Raw genomic sequence first — 15,965 nt, 5'->3', positions numbered from 1 at the left:
ACCTCCGACGTACAGGGAGCCCAGTGCACCACGCTCAGCGGCGCGCGACCGCGATGTCCGACGCCTTGGCCCGGGAGATGCTCCCGGCCGACTACCCGATCATCGGCATGGTCGACCTCGACACCCTCGATGAGCTGTTCCGCGCCGCCGAGGCGGCCTTCGACTCCCCATCACCGGTCACCCACGCAGTCGCTGCGAAGGCCGTGACCCTCGTGCCGATGATGCGCCACCTCGCCGAGCTCGGCGCCGGCTGCGAGGTCGCCAGCCCCGGTGAGCTCAGGATGGCGCAGCTGGCCGGGTTCACCCCCGACCGGATCGTCTTCGACTCCCCGGCCAAAACCCGCCACGACATCGACACCGCCTTAGACCTCGGCGTGGCGATGAACCTCGACAACTTCACCGAACTCTCCCGCATCGACGAGCATTTGGCCGGCGCGACCCCCAAGGGCCGGATCGGCGTGCGCATCAACCCGCAGCTGGGCGCCGGCAAGATCGAGGAGATGTCGACCGCGACCCCGACGTCGAAGTTCGGCATCCCGCTGCGCGACGAGGGATCCCGGCAGGCGATCATCGACGCCTACGCCGCCCGCCCGTGGCTCAACCAGATCCACGTGCACTCCGGCTCCCAGGGCATGGCCCTGTCCTCGATGGCCGCCGGTGTGCGCGCCGTCGTCGACCTCGTCGCCGACATCCACGCAACGATCGGCCACCAGCAGATCACGCACATCGACATCGGCGGCGGGCTGCCGGTCAACTTCGACTCCGACGCCCACACCCCGAGCTTCGCCGACTACCGAGCCGCGCTCGAGGCGGAGGTCCCCGAGCTCTTCGACGGCACCTACGGCATCATCACCGAGTTCGGCCGCTCCCTGCTGGCCAAGTCCGGCACGATGCTCACCCGCGTCGAATCGACCAAGGTCGTCGGCGGCCGGCCGATCGCCGTCTGCCACGCCGGCGCGCAGGTTGCTGCCCGCACGATCTTCATGCCCAATGCCTGGCCGCTGCGCGTCAGCGTCCTCGACCCGGCAGGCGAGGAGCGCGAAGACGACGTCTGCGTCCAGGACGTTGCAGGGCCCTGCTGCTTCTCAGGCGACATCATCGCCCACCAGCGTGCGCTGCCGCTCATCCGCGAAGGCGATGTCATCGCCATCCACGACGTCGGCGCGTATTACTTTTCCAACTCATTTTCCTACAACGCCTTGCCACGGCCTGCCGTCTACGGATACAGAGAGAAGGACGGCGCAGTGGCCTGGGTCACCCTCAGGCGACAGCAGACCATCGACGAGGTGGTCGCTGAGGCAGGAGGCGACGTTGACTCCAGCTGGTAGCAGCCGGTCCGGCAGCCACTGGCATCCGGCGGTCGCAGCACAGGGCTGCACCGCCGCCTGACAGCTCATGCGGCCCACCAGCCGCAGCGGTAACCACCGCAGGTGAGAAACGGAAACCACAAAAGGAGCGAACCCGGTATGAAGATCGGACTCGTAGGACGCGCGGCGGCAATCATGTCCGCTGCAGCACTTGTACTGAGCGCATGCGGCGGCGGCACCGGAGGCGGTGGCGGCAATGGCGGCGGCGAACCGGCAGAGGACTTCACGCACGACCTCACCTTCGCCACCGGCGGCACTGCAGGCGTGTACTACCCGCTGGGAAATGAGTACTCCCGCATCTTCCAGAACGAAGTCGACGGCCTCACGGTCAACGCTGTGGAGACCGACGGCTCGGTGGACAACCTCGGCCGCATCGCCAAGGGCGAAGCCCAGCTGGCGTTCACCCAGAACAACACCGCCCACGATGCTGTGAGCGGCTCCGGTGAGTTCGAAGAGCTTGGACAGCCGCTGGAGAACATCGGCTGGATCGGCCAGCTGTACCCCGAGGCTGCACAGGTCATCACGCTGGAGGACAGCGGCTTCGAGTCGATCGAAGACCTCAAGGGCAAGAAGATCGCCGTCGGCGCCCCCGGTTCGGGCACCGCGGCTGTTGCCAAGCTCATCCTCGATGCCTACGGCTTCGAAGACGGCGACTACGAGCCCTTCGAGGAGAGCTTCGCCGATGCCCGCTCGAAGCTCCAGGACGGCAACATCGACGCCTCGATCGAGATCCTCGGCGTCCCGGCGGCATCGCTGTCGGAGCTGGCAGCCAACGCTGATGTCAAGCTGCTGCCGCTGGACAAGGACAAGGCCGACCAGATCGCCGGCGAATCGCAGTACGAAAGCTACGTCATCCCGGGCGGCTCGTATGACTTCGCCCCTGACGACGTGCAGACCGTGACGGTGTTCGCCACGATCGTCGCCTCGACCAACCAGGTCAGCGAAGAGGACGCCTACGGCATCACGAAGGCGATCTACGAGAAGGCCGGAGACATCTCCCTGGCGCAGGGCAAGCTCATCAAGACTGAAGACGCTCTGCTCGGCCGCGGTGATGTGGAACTGCACCCGGGTGCTAAGAAGTACTTCGACGAACAGGGCATCAGCACCGAATGATGATTGGGCCCGGTCGGCATACGCCGGCCGGTGATCATCGCCTAGCTCAACTGAGGCCCTGTGAGGTGTGCGCAGGCCGCCGCCTGCGGCCTGCGCACACACTCCTGAACACCGGAGAACCCCGATGAACTCGACGAGAACCCCGCGCGACGACGAGAAGCCTGAGGGCGGCAGCACCGCCGCAGGCCGCGCAGCTGACCGCAATGACGCCGGCGATCCCGGCGCTGCTGCCACCGACGCCTACCGCGATGCCAAGCACCACGGCGCCGCGTCAGAGACCGCCGGCGATCCGGACGTCGACGCCAGCAACGTCGCCGTCATGAGCTCGGCCGAAGCCGAGGAGAAAGCTCAGGAGGTGCTGCGCGAGCACGACACCGCCTCCCGCCACCGTGTGGACTCCGAACTCGGTCCGTGGCGCTGGCTCATCTTCGTCCTTGCGCTCGGCCTCACCGGGTTCCAGCTGTACACCGCCTTCGCCGGCTCCCGCCCGACCCTCATCCAGGGTGCGATCCACGTCGGCGGCGCGATGGGTCTCATCTTCCTGCTCTACCCCCTGCACCGCAGCCTGAGCCTGCGCGAGGACACCAAACCGGGACTGTACTGGGGCTCCCTCGTTCTCGACACGATCCTCGCGTTCGCCGCGATGGGCTGCTCGGCCTACATGGTCCTCAACTACGACTACCTCACCGGCGTACAGGTCCAGATGTTCGGCTACAGCGACTTCGACACGACCGTCGCCCTCGTCGGCATCCTCCTCATCCTCGAAGGCACCCGCCGCTGCGTCGGCCTGCCGATCGTCATCATCGCCACCCTGGCGCTGCTGTACTTCTGGCTCGGTAAGTACTCGCCGATCCTGCCGTACCACGGCACCACCTGGCAGAACATGGTCCAGCAGACCTGGTACTCCTCGCGCTCGATCTTCGGCATCCCGATCCAGGTGTCCTCGACCTTCGTGTTCCTCTTCCTGCTCTTCGGTGTCGTGCTCGTGCGCACCAACATCGGCGCCTACTTCAACGGCCTGGCCTTCCGGCTGACCGGTAAGTTCGCCGGCGGGCCGGCCAAGGCAGCCGTCGTCGCCTCGGCGATGCAGGGCACCGTCACCGGCTCTTCGGTCGCCAACGCCGTCGCATCGGGATCCTTCACCATCCCGATGATGAAGAAGGTCGGCTTCAAGGCGAAGTTCGCCGCCGCCACCGAGGCGACCGCCTCGACCGGCGGGCAGATCATGCCCCCGATCATGGGTGCGGCTGTGTTCATCATGGCCGAGTACACCGGCATCGCCTACTCGACGATCATCCTCGTGGCGGTCATCCCGGCATTCATGTACTTCGCCGGCGTCATGCTCGCTGTGCACTTCGAAGCCAAGCGCAACCGCATCCACGGCATGCGCAAGGACCAGCTGCCGAGCTGGAAATACCTGCTCACCCGCATCGACCAGTTGCTGCCGCTGGCCGTCATCATCTACATGCTCATGACCGGCACCACTCCGGCAAAGGCCGCACTGTGGGGCATCGGCACCGCACTTGTGCTCAGCTTTCTGCGCGAGTCGACCCGCCTGAGCATCCGCGGCATCTTCGAGGTCCTCGAATCCGGTGCCCGTGTGGCCCTGCCGGTCATCGCCGCCTGTGCGACCGCCGGCATGGTCGCAGGCATCGTCACCGCCACCGGCCTCGGCGGCCGCCTGGCCGACGGCATCCTCACCGCAGCCGGGGAGAACTTCTTCCTCGTCATGTTCTTCACCATGGTCGCCTGCCTGGTGCTGGGCATGGGACTGCCGACCACCGCGAACTATGTCGTCACCGCCACGGTGGCCGCGCCGATCCTCGTCAGCAACTTCGACGTCCCGATCCTGGCCGCCCACCTGTTCGTGTTCTACTTCGGCCTGCTCGCCGACATCACCCCGCCGGTGTGTCTGGCCGCCTACGCCGCTTCCGGCATCGCCGGATCGAATCCGCTCAAGTCCGGTGTCACCGCCTTCCGGGTGGCGATCGCCGGATTTATCGTGCCCTACGTCTTCGTCTCCGCACCGGGCCTGATCTTCCAGACCGACGACACCGTCATGCATTTCCTGCAGGTGTTCATCACCGCGCTGCTGGGTATGACGGCGATCTCCGCAGCAACAGCCGGGTACTTCTTCGACCACCTGCACTGGTGGGAGCGGATCGTGCTCATCGCCGCCGGCATCGCGATGGTCATCCCAGCACTGTGGGTCTCGCTCATCGGTATCGCCGTCGCCGTGCTCATGGCGCTCCTGCAGCGCATGCGCTCCAAACGCCGCGACGGTTCGACACCGCCTGCCGAGAGGCCAGCTGCCGCCGGCGCCGAGGCGTAGGCTGGGTGTGTGTGCCGGCCGCTCGTGTGTGCCCGAACACACGAGCGGTTCAGCAATCATTCACATGCCCCGCCTAGAATGGGACGCAATGACCACCGGTCCGCGCGGGCCGGTGAACCACCCGCTGTCGAACTGAAGGGACGTCTGTGACCGCGATCAGCCTGGGAATGCCCGCTCCGCCGCCGCCGGTTCTCACCCCCCGGCGCAAGACCCGTCAGATCAAGGTCGGCAAAGTCGGAGTCGGCTCGGATTCCCCGATCAGCGTCCAGTCGATGACGACGACGAAGACCACCGACATCAACTCCACCCTGCAGCAGATCGCCGAGCTCACCGCAGCCGGCTGCGACATCGTGCGTGTGGCATGCCCCTCGGCCGATGATGCCGAGGCGCTGCCGGCGATCGCGCAGAAGAGCCAGATCCCGGTCATCGCCGACATCCATTTCCAGCCCAAGTACGTCTTCGCCGCCATCGACGCCGGATGCGCCGGTGTGCGCGTCAACCCCGGCAACATTCGCAAGTTCGACGACCAGGTCAAGGAGATCTCCAAGGCCGCCGCCGACGCCGGCGTTTCGATCCGTATCGGCGTCAACGCCGGATCGCTGGACAAGCGGATCATGGAGAAGTACGGCAAGGCCACCCCCGAGGCGCTCGTCGAGTCGGCTGTGTGGGAGGCCTCCCTGTTCGAAGAGCACGGGTTCAGCGACTTCAAGATCTCCGTCAAGCACCATGACCCGGTCGTCATGGTCCGCGCCTATGAGCTGCTTGCCGAGGCCGGCGACTGGCCATTGCACCTCGGCGTCACTGAGGCCGGCCCGGCCTTCCAGGGCACCATCAAGTCCGCCACCGCCTTCGGGGCGCTGCTGAGCCAGGGAATCGGCGACACTATCCGCGTGTCTCTGTCGGCCCCACCGGTCGAGGAGATCAAGGTCGGCAACCAGATCCTCGAATCCCTCAACCTCAAGCCGCGCACACTCGAAATCGTCTCCTGCCCGTCCTGCGGACGCGCCCAGGTCGACGTCTACGAACTGGCCGACAAGGTCACCGCCGGACTCGAAGGTCTCGAGGTGCCGCTGCGCGTGGCCGTCATGGGCTGCATCGTCAACGGCCCCGGCGAGGCCCGCGAGGCCGACCTCGGCGTGGCCAGCGGCAACGGCAAGGGACAGATCTTCGTCAAGGGCGAGGTCATCAAGACCGTGCCGGAGGCCAAGATCGTCGAGACCCTCATCGAAGAGGCCATGCGGATCGCCGAGGAGAACGGCGACCCGGCCGGCCCGCCGGAGGTCGTCGTCGGCTGACCGGCACAGCCCTGACAGGGCTGTCCGGTCGCCCCACCAGGGAAGGACGTGGACGCGTGACACTGGCACCGCTGCGCGCCATGGACACCCAGTGGCTGCGCGACACGATCTCAGCCGACCCCGCCGGCTACGCGTATGCCGCACGGCTGCTCGAACACACCGGCAGCGCTGATATTGACACGCCTGCCGGACGGCTGTGGGGCTGGTTCATCCACGGCAAGCCGGTGAGCGCCTACTACATCGGCGGCACCATCATGCCGGTCGCCGCGACGACCGGCGGCAACGCCGCTGTGGCCAGGATGCTCAACGCCCGCGGCCGCTACATGTGCTCCCTCGTCGGGCCGGCCAATGCGGTCCTCGACCTGCACCACCGGCTCACCTGGGGAGTGCCCCGGGTGCTGCGACCCAACCAGCCGTTGCTGATCGCCGACCGCCAACCCGACACCACCGCTGATAGGCGGGTGCGCCTCGGCCGGTCCGAGGAGATCGACATCGTCTTCGACGCCGCCGTGCACATGTTCACCGAGGAGGTCGGCTTCTCACCGATCGAAATGGGCAAATCCGGCTACCTCCACCGGGTGCGCGGACTGCTGAGTGCCGGGGAGACCTTCCTCATCACGAGTGGCCACGGCCCTGACGGCGGGCCGATCCGCCGCTACCCGGCACCGGAGTCCGCCGAGCAGGTGGTGTTCAAAGCCGATGTCGGCATCCGATCCGAGCAGGTCGCCCAGATCCAGGGCGTATGGGTGCACCCGGACTTCCGCGGCCGCGGTCTGGCCGCCCCAGCCGTGTTGGCTGCGACCGAACAGGTCAAGGCGACGATGAGCCCGCTCGTGAGCCTGTACGTCAACGCTTTCAACGAACCGGCCCTGCGCACCTACCGGCGGGCCGGCTACCGGCAGATCGGCACCTACGCCACCGTCATCTACTGACCCGAGGGCGTCTACTGACCGGAGGACCGGTAGCCGCGCAGCCGATCGAGCTCACGGCGATCCTTCTTCGTCGGCCGGCCCAGACCCTTGTCACGGCGCGGCGTGAACCCGCGTAGCGCAGGATCCGGTGCCGGGGTGTGATCCTCATACAGCTGCTGGGCCAGCGACGCCGGCCCGCGCCGGTCGACGAAGCCGCGGATGACGAGGATCTGCTCGAAGCCGGCCTTGCGCACCCGGACCGTATCGCCGATCCGCACCTTCTGCGCAGCCTTGACCCGCTGCCCGTCGACGTGGACGTGCCCGCCGCGGCAGGCGGTGGTGGCCGCCGAGCGGGTCTTGAAGATCCGGGCCGTCCACAGCCACAGATCGATGCGCTGACTGCGCTCAGGCGAGAAGTCGGGGCTCATGTCCATCGTCCCCACAGCCTAGCGCCTACGGGGTCGGCTGACCGCCGTTGACATTGAGCGTCTCACCGATGACAAAGCTCGACTCCGGGGAGGTGAGGAACACATACGCCGGTGCCAGCTCAGTCGGCTGACCGGCCCGGCCGAGCGGAGTGTTCTTCCCGAACTCCGGCAGCGCCTCCTTCGGCTGGCCGTCCGAGACCTGCAGCGGCGTCCAGATCGGGCCCGGCGCCACCGCGTTGACGCGGATGCCGCGCGGGGCCAGCTGCTGGGCGAGTCCCTTGGTGAAGTTGTTGATCGCCGCCTTCGTCGAGGCGTAGTCGAGCAGGTGCGGGGAGGGATCGTAGGCCTGCACCGAGGTCGAATTCACGATCGTCGACCCAGCCGGCATGACCTTGATCGCCTCCTGGGTGATGCGGTAGATCGCGTGGATGTTCGTGGCGAACGTCGTCGTCCACTGCTCATCGGCCAGCTCACCGAAGTCCTCGATCGCGATCTGCTTGCCAGCGTTGTTCACCAGCGCATTGAGCCCGCCGAGAGCCTGCTCGGCCTCAGTGACGAGCCGGCGGCAGAAGTCAGCGTCGGTCAGATCGCCGGGGAACAGGAACGCCCGCTGCCCGGACTCCTCGATCCAGCCCTTGATCTCCTGCGCATCAGCCTCCTCATCGGGCAGATACGACAGCGCGACATCGGCACCCTCACGGGCGAAGGCGATCGCCACAGCCGCTCCGATCCCGGAGTCAGCCCCGGTGATGAGGGCCTTGCGGCCGACGAGCCGGCCGGTGCCGCGATAGGAGTGCTGCCCGCGATCGGTCTGCGGGCTCAGGTCCTGATCGAGACCGGGCTCAGGCTGATGCTGCTTCGGCGGGCTGATCTCGGGGAAGCGGGTGACGGGGTTCTGGAAGCTCAGCTGGTCGCGGTGCTCTGCTGCATTCATGTCTCGAGCCTAGTCTGCGTCAACTGCCGGGACAATGGTCTCAATGCACAACCTGCCTTGCCGGAAAGGCGACCGGTCCCGAGGTGGTGGTCACCACCACCTCGGCGCCGGTGTCCCAGCGGTCTCCCGGAGCCGTGCGACAGGGCCTGCTGCGCGCCGCGGGGGCGGGGTTCGGCAGTGATAGAGTCCGAGGTGACCGTCCTGAGAACGAACTGGGGGAGAACACCTTGGCCCTGCGGATGTCGACGCTGTTTGCGCGCACCCTGAAAGAAGACCCGGTCGATGCCGAGGTCGCCAGCCATAAGCTGCTGCACCGCGGCTCCTACATCCGCCGTGCCGCCCCAGGGATCTACACGTGGCTGCCGCTCGGGCTCGAGGTGCTGCGCCGCATCGAGAGCATCGTCCGCCAGGAGATGGTGGCCGCCGGTTCCCAGGAAGTCCACTTCCCAGCCCTCCTGCCGGCCGGTCCCTATGAGGCCTCGGGCCGCTGGGAGACCTACGGTGACGGAATCTTCAGGCTCAAGGACCGCAAGGAAGCCGACTACCTGCTTGCACCGACCCACGAGGAGCTGTTCACGCTGCTCGTCAAGGACCTGTACTCCTCGTACAAGGACCTGCCGCTGAGCATCTTCCAGATCCAGACGAAGTACCGCGACGAGGCCCGCCCGCGGGCCGGCCTGCTGCGCGGACGCGAATTCATCATGAAGGACGCCTACTCCTTCGACATCGACGACGCCGGCCTCGACGACTCCTACCAGATCATGCGCGATGCCTACATCCGCATCTACGAGCGCCTCGGCCTGCCGTATGTCATCGTCGAGGCCACTTCCGGCGCGATGGGCGGATCGGGCACCGAGGAGTTCCTCTACCCCTCCGAGGTCGGTGAGGACACCTACGTGCGCACCGCCGGCGGATACGCCGCCAACGTCGAGGCCGTCACCACGCTCATCGGTGAGCCGCTCGACGCCTCGGATGCGCCGGCCGCGCACAAGGAGACGACCCCGGAGGCGAACACCATCGCCTCCCTGGTCGACGTCTCCAACGAGCTCTTCGCCCGCGAAGACCGCCCGTGGGAGGCCGCGGACATGATGAAGCTCGTCATGTGCACCCTCGTCCACCCCGATGGGCGGCGCGAGGTCATCGCCATCGGCCTGCCCGGCGACCGGGAAGTCGACCTCGACCGGGCCGCCGGCTCCGGGATGCTCTCCAGCGGCGAGATCGACCTCGAACCGGCCAGCGCGGAGGACCTGGCCAAGCACCCAGACATCGTCGCCGGCTACATCGGCCCCGGCACCTCGCTGGAAGACCAGGTGCTCGGCGCCGAAGGCAGCTCCGGTGTGCGGTTCTTCGTCGACCCGCGCATCACCCGCGAGGGCTCGCGCTGGGTGGCCGGCGGCAACGAGGCCGGCACCCACGTCTACGACCTCATCCTCGGCCGCGACTTCACCGTCGACGGTGTGCTCGAAGTCGCCGAGGTCCGCGAAGGCGACCCGGCGCCGGACGGCTCCGGCCCGCTGGAGCTGGCCCGCGGAGTGGAGATCGGCCAGATCTTCAAGCTCGGCACCCGCTACGCCGAGGCGCTCGACCTCAAGGTGCTCGATGAGAACGGCAAGACCCAGGTTGTGACGATGGGCTCCTACGGCGTCGGCGTCACCCGCGCGATGGCCTGCATCGCCGAGGAGAACCACGACGACAAGGGCCTCATCTGGCCCCAGCACCTGGCACCGGCCGATGTGCACATCGTCGCCACAGGCAAGGGCGCAGAGCCCATCGAAGCGGCTGAGAAGATCACCGCCGAACTCGAGTCGATGGGCGTGCGCGTCCTCCTCGACGACCGCCCGAAGGCCTCACCGGGAGTGAAGTTCGGCGATGCCGAGCTGCTCGGCGTGCCGACGATCCTCGTCGTCGGTCGCGGCCTGGCCGACGGCAAGCTGGAGCTGCGCGACCGCCGCACCGGCGAAGCGACCGACGTGCCGGTCGAAGACGCTGTCGCCCGCACCGTCGAGGCGATCGACGCGAAGTACGCGGAACTCGGAGCCAAGCGCGGCGAACTCTGAGCTGAGCACATCCATAGCGGCCGGGACACGGACTCGTGTCCCGGCCGCTGTGCTGTCCCGGTGCATGTGCGTGAAGGTCTGCTGTCAAGGTTCATGACGAACAACGACCCCAGACGACCACAGGTGACACCAGACGTCGGCACATGACGTGACCTGCGCCTCGGGAGCGGGCCAGCCGTCAGGCTGGGCGTGTCGCATCGACACCCAACTGTTCTGGAGGACCCATGACCTGTTCTGGAGGACCCATGACCGAGACTCCCGTCTCCCCAGGAACTACACCTAGAGGGCTCAGCGACAGCATCGCAGGCGTCCTCGCGGCAGCGGCATCTGGTCAACGGTGCGCAGCCGCTGCGGCCCGGTTCGGTCTCAACGGCACCCCGGCTGCGATCGAGTACGTCGGCTGCGAGATCATCCCGCGGGTGCGTGCGCTCGAAGCCGACCTCGCCCGAGCCCGTGGCGTCGAGCTGCAGGCAGGCCCGCAGCCGGCGGCGGCGATTGCGTGGGGTGATGCGACAGACAGCAGACCGAAATCCGGCGCGCAGGGGCCGGAACCGTAGAGGTTTCGGTCCCCAAAGCTTCGCTGCTCTCCGGCGTCAGCCGACGGGTACGCGCACCGGCGGTTCGAGGGGCTGCCGTTGAGGAGGACAATGCGCGGCATGGGATTCCGGCCTATCCCCACGGGGACGGGCTGACCGTTCCCACGCTCAAGCGCACCGCGGGCAGGCGCGCTTCTGACCGTCACGTCATCGCCTGTCATATGACGTCACGTCCAGGCAGCCGGCAGCCCTCAGCCGAGGCGCTTGAGGTCGTGGGCGCTGACGCCGCCGACGCTGACCCCGCACATCGCCCGGCACACCCACAGCGAGCGGGCGGCGTCGCCGAAAGCCTTCTGCGTGCCCTTATAGGCAGAGCGCAGGTACCAGAACATGTTCTCCAGCTCGCGGACGACCGTTGCGCCCATGCCGTAGGCGGCTTCGATTTCGGCGTGATGACACAGCCGGTGGGCGAACTCGCGCAGCCACTGTGCCTGCTCTTCACCGGTGGGCCGGGGGATCTCATACAGCCGGTTCCACAGGACCGGGGCGACCATATAGGCCGTCGGGCCGGTCAGCGGCTGCGGGTCGATCGCCTTCCAGGTGGCTACCCCGCTGAGGTCCGGGTGGCCGGCGAGGATGTTGTAGTAGTGCAGGTCGGCGTGCAGCAGCCAGTGCTCATCGGAGGATGCCAGCTTCTCCATCCACATCCGGGCGCTGTCGAGCACCTGATAGTCCTGGGCGGAGAATTCCGGGAAGTCGCGCACGAGCGCGCAGTCGGCCTGGAAGGTCTCCAGCCATTTCGCGGCGATGTCCTGCACGCGCACGAACCCCGGCACGCCGGGGACCTTGAGCGCGCGGACGAGCTGGCCCCAGATCGGCGGCACGCTGCCCAGCGGCTCGGTCGAGAGGTTGACGGTGGTGCGCAGCCGCTCCTGCAGCGTCGCCCGGAACGAGCTGTCCTGTTCGAACACGCGCACCGCACCGTGGCCCTGCCAGGCCTGCAGGGCCTCGAGGACCTGCCGGTGGACCTGCGGGTTGGCGGTGTTGGGGGCGGCGAAGCGGATGATCGCCTGATAGTTCTCTTGTGTCAGCACGGGGATGACAAGGCTCTCAGCTCCGGCCCATGGCGAACCGGGCACTGGGTCGCGGGTGAGATTCCACCGGTCGAGCAGCTCGATGAGCATGAAGTCCAGCGCCTGCGCCCACGCGCTGGCGTATTCGGCGCCGATCACCTCAGCAGCCGAATTGAACAGCACAGCAGGTACGCGCATCGTCATCCTTCCGTTGTCGGCGTGGCGGTGGCAGGATCGGTGATGTCGAAGCGCAGCGTCTGCAGCTGCCCGAGCTGTGCGCGGGCTGAAGCTGACTGCCACAGGCTCGCCAGCCCCAAGCGCGGGGCCTGCACATCGTCACCGAAGAGCGGCTGGATCCGCGTGATGAGCGCATCCTCATAGGCGGCGCCGGCCGTCTCTGCTCCGGCGCTGGCCGGATCCGGGTCGATCTGCCAGGCCGGCCGATTCTCCGCTGCCGGGTGGCCGGCATCGGCCAGCCGCTCATTGGCCAGGTCGGCTGCGACATCGAGTTCGGTGATCCGGGTGCGCATCATCTGGCGGGCGGGCGCGTCAGCGGGGACGAGCACGGCGGTGCGCTCGTAGGCGTACGAGCCCTGATAGCAGGCCTCGGCGAAGGCGGTCAGCGCCTGCTGCTGCGGATCGGAGTCCTCGTCCTCGCCGGCCGGGGTATCGCTGCCGTCGCTCGGCGCGGCACCGGCGTTGGTGTCCGGCCGGTCGGCCGGCACAGCGCGGATCGTCTCCAGCAGCGCCTCAGCCCGGTCATCGCCGGCCTGCTGCAGGTGCAGCACCGCACCGACAGCGACATCGGCCAGCACCGCGCGCATCGAGTCGAGGTCATCGAAGCGGGTCACGATCGCCTCGGCGGCGGCATGCAGCCCGTCGGCATAGGTATAGGAATCCGGGCCCGAGGTGGGGGTCGGGGTGACGAGTTCTCTCGGCGGCGCCCACTCGGGCCCGACCGCCGCAGCCAGGGTGTCCACGACCTCGGCGTCGGTGCCAGCGGCCTCGGTGCGGGCGAGGATCCGGGCGACGGTGTTGCGCACCGCATCAGCGGTCGAGAGCGCAGGGACCTCCGGGTCGCGGTCGAGGCGCAGGCCGCAGCCGGAGAGCGCGAGCACCAGCGCTGCCGCCCCGCCGATGAGCGTCCGGCGGCTGATCCTCTTCCCCTGCAATGCCATGCTGACAATCCTAACGGCATGGACCTCCCCGCCGGCCCACCGCGTGCGGCCCGTCGGCAAAGGTCAGCCCATGTTCAGAGACCGCCCGTAGGGTGTGGGACATGGACAAGCACACAGCCCCCGTCAGGGACGCCATCGTCGAACCGCTGGCCGCCCGCGGCATCGTCGTCGAGGACATCACCGCCCATGTCGCCGGCCGCTTCCGCACGCTGACCGTCGTCATCGACCTCGACGGCACGACCACCGATCCGGTCTCGCTTGACCACATCACCGAGGCCACCCGCATCATCTCCGAGACCATCGACGACCTGCCGCTGTTCAACGACCACGCCTACGACCTGCAGGTCACCTCGCCGGGCGCGACTCGCCCGCTGCGCGAGATCCGTCACTTCCAGCGTGTGATCGGCCGCACCCTGGCCGTGCGCACTACTTCGGACGAGGAGTTCGAAGGCGTGCTGCTGACCGTCAGCGACGGCGACGCACCCGAGGCGGTATTCCGGCTCGCCGACGGATCGGAACGCAGCCAGAAGCTGGCTGGGATCGCCCACGCCGAGGCGGTCCTCCAGTTCAAGTAGGCCCGCGCCTCGGCCCTGGGCAGGCGGCAGCAGACGACGATCGGATGCTTCCCTGGCCCAGGCAACTCCGCTAGGCTCAAGGGCACATCGCCCATACCGACAACTCAACAGCCGGCACGACCCGCACGGGTCCTGGTGCCGAGAAGGACTCAGCAATGGACATCGACCTCTCTGCGCTCCGTCTGATCGAGCACGAAAGGGAGATCCCGTTCGAAACGCTCGTCGAGCTCATCGAGCAGGCCCTCCTGACCGCCTACCAGCGCACTGAGGGCGCCTACCCGGACGCCCGTGCGGAACTCGACACCAAGACCGGCACCGCCACCATCTGGGCGGTGGAGTTCGACAACGACGACAACCCGATCGGCGAGTTCGACGACACGCCTGACGGATTCGGCCGCATCGCGGCGATGACCGCACGCAACATCATCCACCAGCGGCTGCGCGACGTTGAGGACGCCTCGGTGCTGGGGACCTTCAAGAACCGCGAGGGCGAGATCGTCTCGGGGCTCATCCAGCAGGGCCGCGATGAGCACATGATCCAGGTCGACCTCGGCGAGGTCGAGGCCGTGCTGCCGCCGCACGAGCAGGTGCCCGGCGAGGAGTACAGCCACGGCAGCCGGATCCGCGTCTACGTCACCGATGTGCACAAGGGCCTCAAAGGGCCCTCGATCACGGTGTCGCGCTCGCACCCGAACCTCGTGCGCAAGCTGTTTGCGCATGAGTCCCCGGAGATCGCCGACGGCACCGTCGAGATCGTCTCGCTCTCCCGCGAGGCCGGCCACCGCACGAAGATGGCCGTGCGGGCCACGGTGCCCGGCGTCAACGCCAAGGGCGCCTGCATCGGCGAGCTCGGCTCCCGGGTGCGTGCGGTGATGGCCGAGCTGGGGGAGGAGAAGATCGACATCGTCGACTACTCCGACTCGCCGGCGAAGTTCGTCGCCAACGCGCTCTCACCAGCACGCGCGATGCGCGTCGATGTGCTCAACGAAGCCCAGAAGCTCGCCCGCGCCGTCGTCCCGGCCGACCAGCTGTCGCTGGCGATCGGCAAGGAGGGGCAGAACGCCCGCCTGGCCGCCAAGCTCACCGGCTGGAAGATCGACATCGTCACCCCCGAGGACGACGCCGCCGGCGAGGGCTGAGTGACGGCAGCGCCTGCGGGCAGTGTTAGACTGACAGGCGTGGTATGTGCTGGTGAACCTCTGCGCATGTGTCTGGCATGCCGGAAGCGGGAGCCGATGAGTCGGCTCGTCAGGCTCGCAGTGGTTGACGAGAGCACACCGCACATTGCGGTTGACGCCCAGCGCAGGTTGCCCGGAAGGGGAGCCTGGATCCATCCCGATCAGCGCTGCGTCGACTCAGCAGTGAAGAGAAGCGCGTTCAGACGAGCGCTGCGCACCCAGGCCCCGGCCGGTGCACAGTTGCTCGATGACATCCGTCGGATTACGGAAAGCAGATGAACCGAATGGAAACCCAGCAGTGAGTGCTCAGAAATGACACCCGACGCATACGGTCGTGAGCAGTGAAATGAGAACTGTTCACTCACGATGAGGTTCCTTCCTGTCCGGGAAGGAACCCGGACAGGAGAAAAGTGGCAAAGCCCCGTGTCCATGAGCTCGCAAAGGAGCTCGGCACAACAAGCAAAGACGTGCTGGCGAAGCTGCAGGAGATGGGCGAATTCGTCCGCACTGCATCCTCGACAGTCGAAGCACCGGTGGTGCGCAAGCTGAAGGAAGCCTACGGCGACTCCGGCAGCGCAGGTGCGAAGAAGGACAAGGCTGCACAGAAGCCTGCCGCCCCGAAGCCGGGTGCGAAGTCCGCCCCCAAGCCGGGAGCCTCCGGCAGCGCCAAGCCTGCCGGCCCGGCAGCCGAGGAGAAGAAGGCAGCTGCCCCGAAGCCGGCCGCCAAGCCCGGCCAGGCAGCCCCGATGCCGGGCGCGCAGCCCGCTCCCAAGCCGGCCCCCAGGCCCGGTGCTGCCGGAGCCAAGCCCGGACCGCGCCCTGGTGGCGGCGTTCGCGGCGGCGCACGCCCTGGCAACAACCCGTTCGCACCCTCGCAGGGGATGCCCAAGCCCGGACCGCGCCCTGGTGGCGGCGGCCGCGGCGGTGCACGTCCTGGCAACAACCCGTTCGCGCCCTCGCAGGGAATGCCCAAGCCCGGACCGCGCCC

Annotated in this window: 15 protein-coding genes; 11 read left to right on the top strand and 4 right to left on the bottom strand. The window is 67.7% G+C overall.

Features of this window, described 5'->3' with window-relative positions; all coding sequences use genetic code 11:
* The first annotated feature begins 23 nt into the window (after positions 1 to 23).
* The 5 genes from B4E96_RS12640 (at position 24) to B4E96_RS12620 (ending at position 7,039) form a co-directional block, all read left to right on the top strand.
* Entirely contained in the window at positions 24 to 1,328 is a 1,305-nt protein-coding gene (locus B4E96_RS12640; RefSeq protein WP_259835384.1) for a diaminopimelate decarboxylase, read from the top strand.
* A 138-nt stretch (positions 1,329 to 1,466) separates the two neighbouring features.
* Positions 1,467 to 2,480 (top strand): TAXI family TRAP transporter solute-binding subunit, encoded by a 1,014-nt coding sequence (locus B4E96_RS12635; protein ID WP_286957875.1) that lies wholly within the window; start codon positions 1,467 to 1,469, stop codon positions 2,478 to 2,480.
* Between the two features lie 124 nt (positions 2,481 to 2,604).
* On the top strand, positions 2,605 to 4,812 hold the full coding sequence (locus B4E96_RS12630; protein ID WP_286957872.1) for a TRAP transporter permease: 2,208 nt from the start codon (positions 2,605 to 2,607) through the stop codon (positions 4,810 to 4,812).
* Positions 4,813 to 4,958: 146 nt separating this feature from the next.
* On the top strand, positions 4,959 to 6,107 hold the full coding sequence (gene ispG, locus B4E96_RS12625; protein ID WP_259796290.1) for a flavodoxin-dependent (E)-4-hydroxy-3-methylbut-2-enyl-diphosphate synthase: 1,149 nt from the start codon (positions 4,959 to 4,961) through the stop codon (positions 6,105 to 6,107).
* Between the two features lie 56 nt (positions 6,108 to 6,163).
* The gene (locus B4E96_RS12620) at positions 6,164 to 7,039 is read left to right on the top strand and encodes a DUF4081 domain-containing GNAT family N-acetyltransferase (protein ID WP_286957870.1); all 876 of its coding nucleotides are present in this window, start codon (positions 6,164 to 6,166) and stop codon (positions 7,037 to 7,039) included.
* Between the two features lie 11 nt (positions 7,040 to 7,050).
* Here B4E96_RS12620 and B4E96_RS12615 read toward each other — a convergent pair whose 3' ends face one another.
* Positions 7,051 to 7,452, bottom strand: coding sequence for an RNA-binding S4 domain-containing protein (locus tag B4E96_RS12615; protein ID WP_311200209.1), 402 nt, complete (start codon positions 7,450 to 7,452; stop codon positions 7,051 to 7,053).
* 19 nt (positions 7,453 to 7,471) lie between these two features.
* A complete protein-coding gene (locus B4E96_RS12610) occupies positions 7,472 to 8,380 on the bottom strand; it encodes an SDR family oxidoreductase (protein WP_286957868.1) in 909 nt (302 codons plus the stop codon).
* Positions 8,381 to 8,607: 227 nt separating this feature from the next.
* Here B4E96_RS12610 and B4E96_RS12605 point away from each other — a divergent pair, with 227 nt between their 5' ends.
* Both B4E96_RS12605 and B4E96_RS12600 read left to right on the top strand, forming a co-directional pair.
* A complete protein-coding gene (locus B4E96_RS12605) occupies positions 8,608 to 10,437 on the top strand; it encodes a proline--tRNA ligase (RefSeq protein WP_259796294.1) in 1,830 nt (609 codons plus the stop codon).
* 245 nt (positions 10,438 to 10,682) lie between these two features.
* Complete coding sequence (locus B4E96_RS12600) at positions 10,683 to 10,994, top strand: hypothetical protein (protein ID WP_102162604.1); 312 nt, start codon at positions 10,683 to 10,685, stop codon at positions 10,992 to 10,994.
* Positions 10,995 to 11,224: 230 nt separating this feature from the next.
* Here the strand turns inward: B4E96_RS12600 and B4E96_RS12595 are convergent, their stop codons facing one another.
* Together B4E96_RS12595 and B4E96_RS12590 are read right to left on the bottom strand one after the other, a co-directional pair.
* Positions 11,225 to 12,244, bottom strand: coding sequence for an aminoglycoside phosphotransferase family protein (locus tag B4E96_RS12595; protein ID WP_102162605.1), 1,020 nt, complete (start codon positions 12,242 to 12,244; stop codon positions 11,225 to 11,227).
* A 2-nt stretch (positions 12,245 to 12,246) separates the two neighbouring features.
* A complete protein-coding gene (locus B4E96_RS12590) occupies positions 12,247 to 13,224 on the bottom strand; it encodes a hypothetical protein (RefSeq protein WP_286957865.1) in 978 nt (325 codons plus the stop codon).
* A gap of 101 nt (positions 13,225 to 13,325) precedes the next feature.
* Between B4E96_RS12590 and rimP the strand changes: the two genes are divergently transcribed.
* From rimP to B4E96_RS12570, 4 genes are all read left to right on the top strand, one after another.
* On the top strand, positions 13,326 to 13,799 hold the full coding sequence (rimP, locus tag B4E96_RS12585; RefSeq protein ID WP_259796299.1) for a ribosome maturation factor RimP: 474 nt from the start codon (positions 13,326 to 13,328) through the stop codon (positions 13,797 to 13,799).
* A gap of 155 nt (positions 13,800 to 13,954) precedes the next feature.
* Positions 13,955 to 14,938 (top strand): transcription termination factor NusA, encoded by a 984-nt coding sequence (gene nusA / locus B4E96_RS12580; protein WP_286957862.1) that lies wholly within the window; start codon positions 13,955 to 13,957, stop codon positions 14,936 to 14,938.
* Between the two features lie 66 nt (positions 14,939 to 15,004).
* Positions 15,005 to 15,256: a YlxR family protein gene (locus B4E96_RS12575; RefSeq protein ID WP_165882585.1), complete on the top strand. Its 252-nt coding sequence runs from the start codon at positions 15,005 to 15,007 to the stop codon at positions 15,254 to 15,256.
* A gap of 131 nt (positions 15,257 to 15,387) precedes the next feature.
* On the top strand, positions 15,388 to 15,965 hold a 578-nt coding region (locus B4E96_RS12570), incomplete at its 3' end, for a translation initiation factor IF-2 N-terminal domain-containing protein (RefSeq protein WP_286957860.1).

It is taken from the genome of Brevibacterium sp. UBA7493, from assembly GCF_002479565.1.
Taxonomy (GTDB): Bacteria; Actinomycetota; Actinomycetes; order Actinomycetales; family Brevibacteriaceae; genus Brevibacterium; species Brevibacterium luteolum.
The sequence above is the reverse complement of the archived record's forward strand: the minus strand, read 5'-3'. Positions and strand labels throughout refer to the sequence as shown.

Excerpts from the sequence above, each read along its gene's own strand:
- B4E96_RS12635 (WP_286957875.1), top strand. The coding sequence starts at position 1,467 with ATGAAGATCGGACTCGTAGGACGCGCGGCGGCAATCATGTCCGCTGCA.
- B4E96_RS12630 (WP_286957872.1), top strand. The coding sequence starts at position 2,605 with ATGAACTCGACGAGAACCCCGCGCGACGACGAGAAGCCTGAGGGCGGC.
- B4E96_RS12615 (WP_311200209.1), bottom strand. The coding sequence starts at position 7,452 with ATGGACATGAGCCCCGACTTCTCGCCTGAGCGCAGTCAGCGCATCGAT.
- B4E96_RS12610 (WP_286957868.1), bottom strand. The coding sequence starts at position 8,380 with ATGAATGCAGCAGAGCACCGCGACCAGCTGAGCTTCCAGAACCCCGTC.
- B4E96_RS12600 (WP_102162604.1), top strand. The coding sequence starts at position 10,683 with ATGACCGAGACTCCCGTCTCCCCAGGAACTACACCTAGAGGGCTCAGC.
- B4E96_RS12595 (WP_102162605.1), bottom strand. The coding sequence starts at position 12,244 with ATGCGCGTACCTGCTGTGCTGTTCAATTCGGCTGCTGAGGTGATCGGC.
- B4E96_RS12590 (WP_286957865.1), bottom strand. The coding sequence starts at position 13,224 with ATGGCATTGCAGGGGAAGAGGATCAGCCGCCGGACGCTCATCGGCGGG.
- rimP (WP_259796299.1), top strand. The coding sequence starts at position 13,326 with ATGGACAAGCACACAGCCCCCGTCAGGGACGCCATCGTCGAACCGCTG.
- nusA (WP_286957862.1), top strand. The coding sequence starts at position 13,955 with ATGGACATCGACCTCTCTGCGCTCCGTCTGATCGAGCACGAAAGGGAG.
- B4E96_RS12575 (WP_165882585.1), top strand. The coding sequence starts at position 15,005 with ATGTGTCTGGCATGCCGGAAGCGGGAGCCGATGAGTCGGCTCGTCAGG.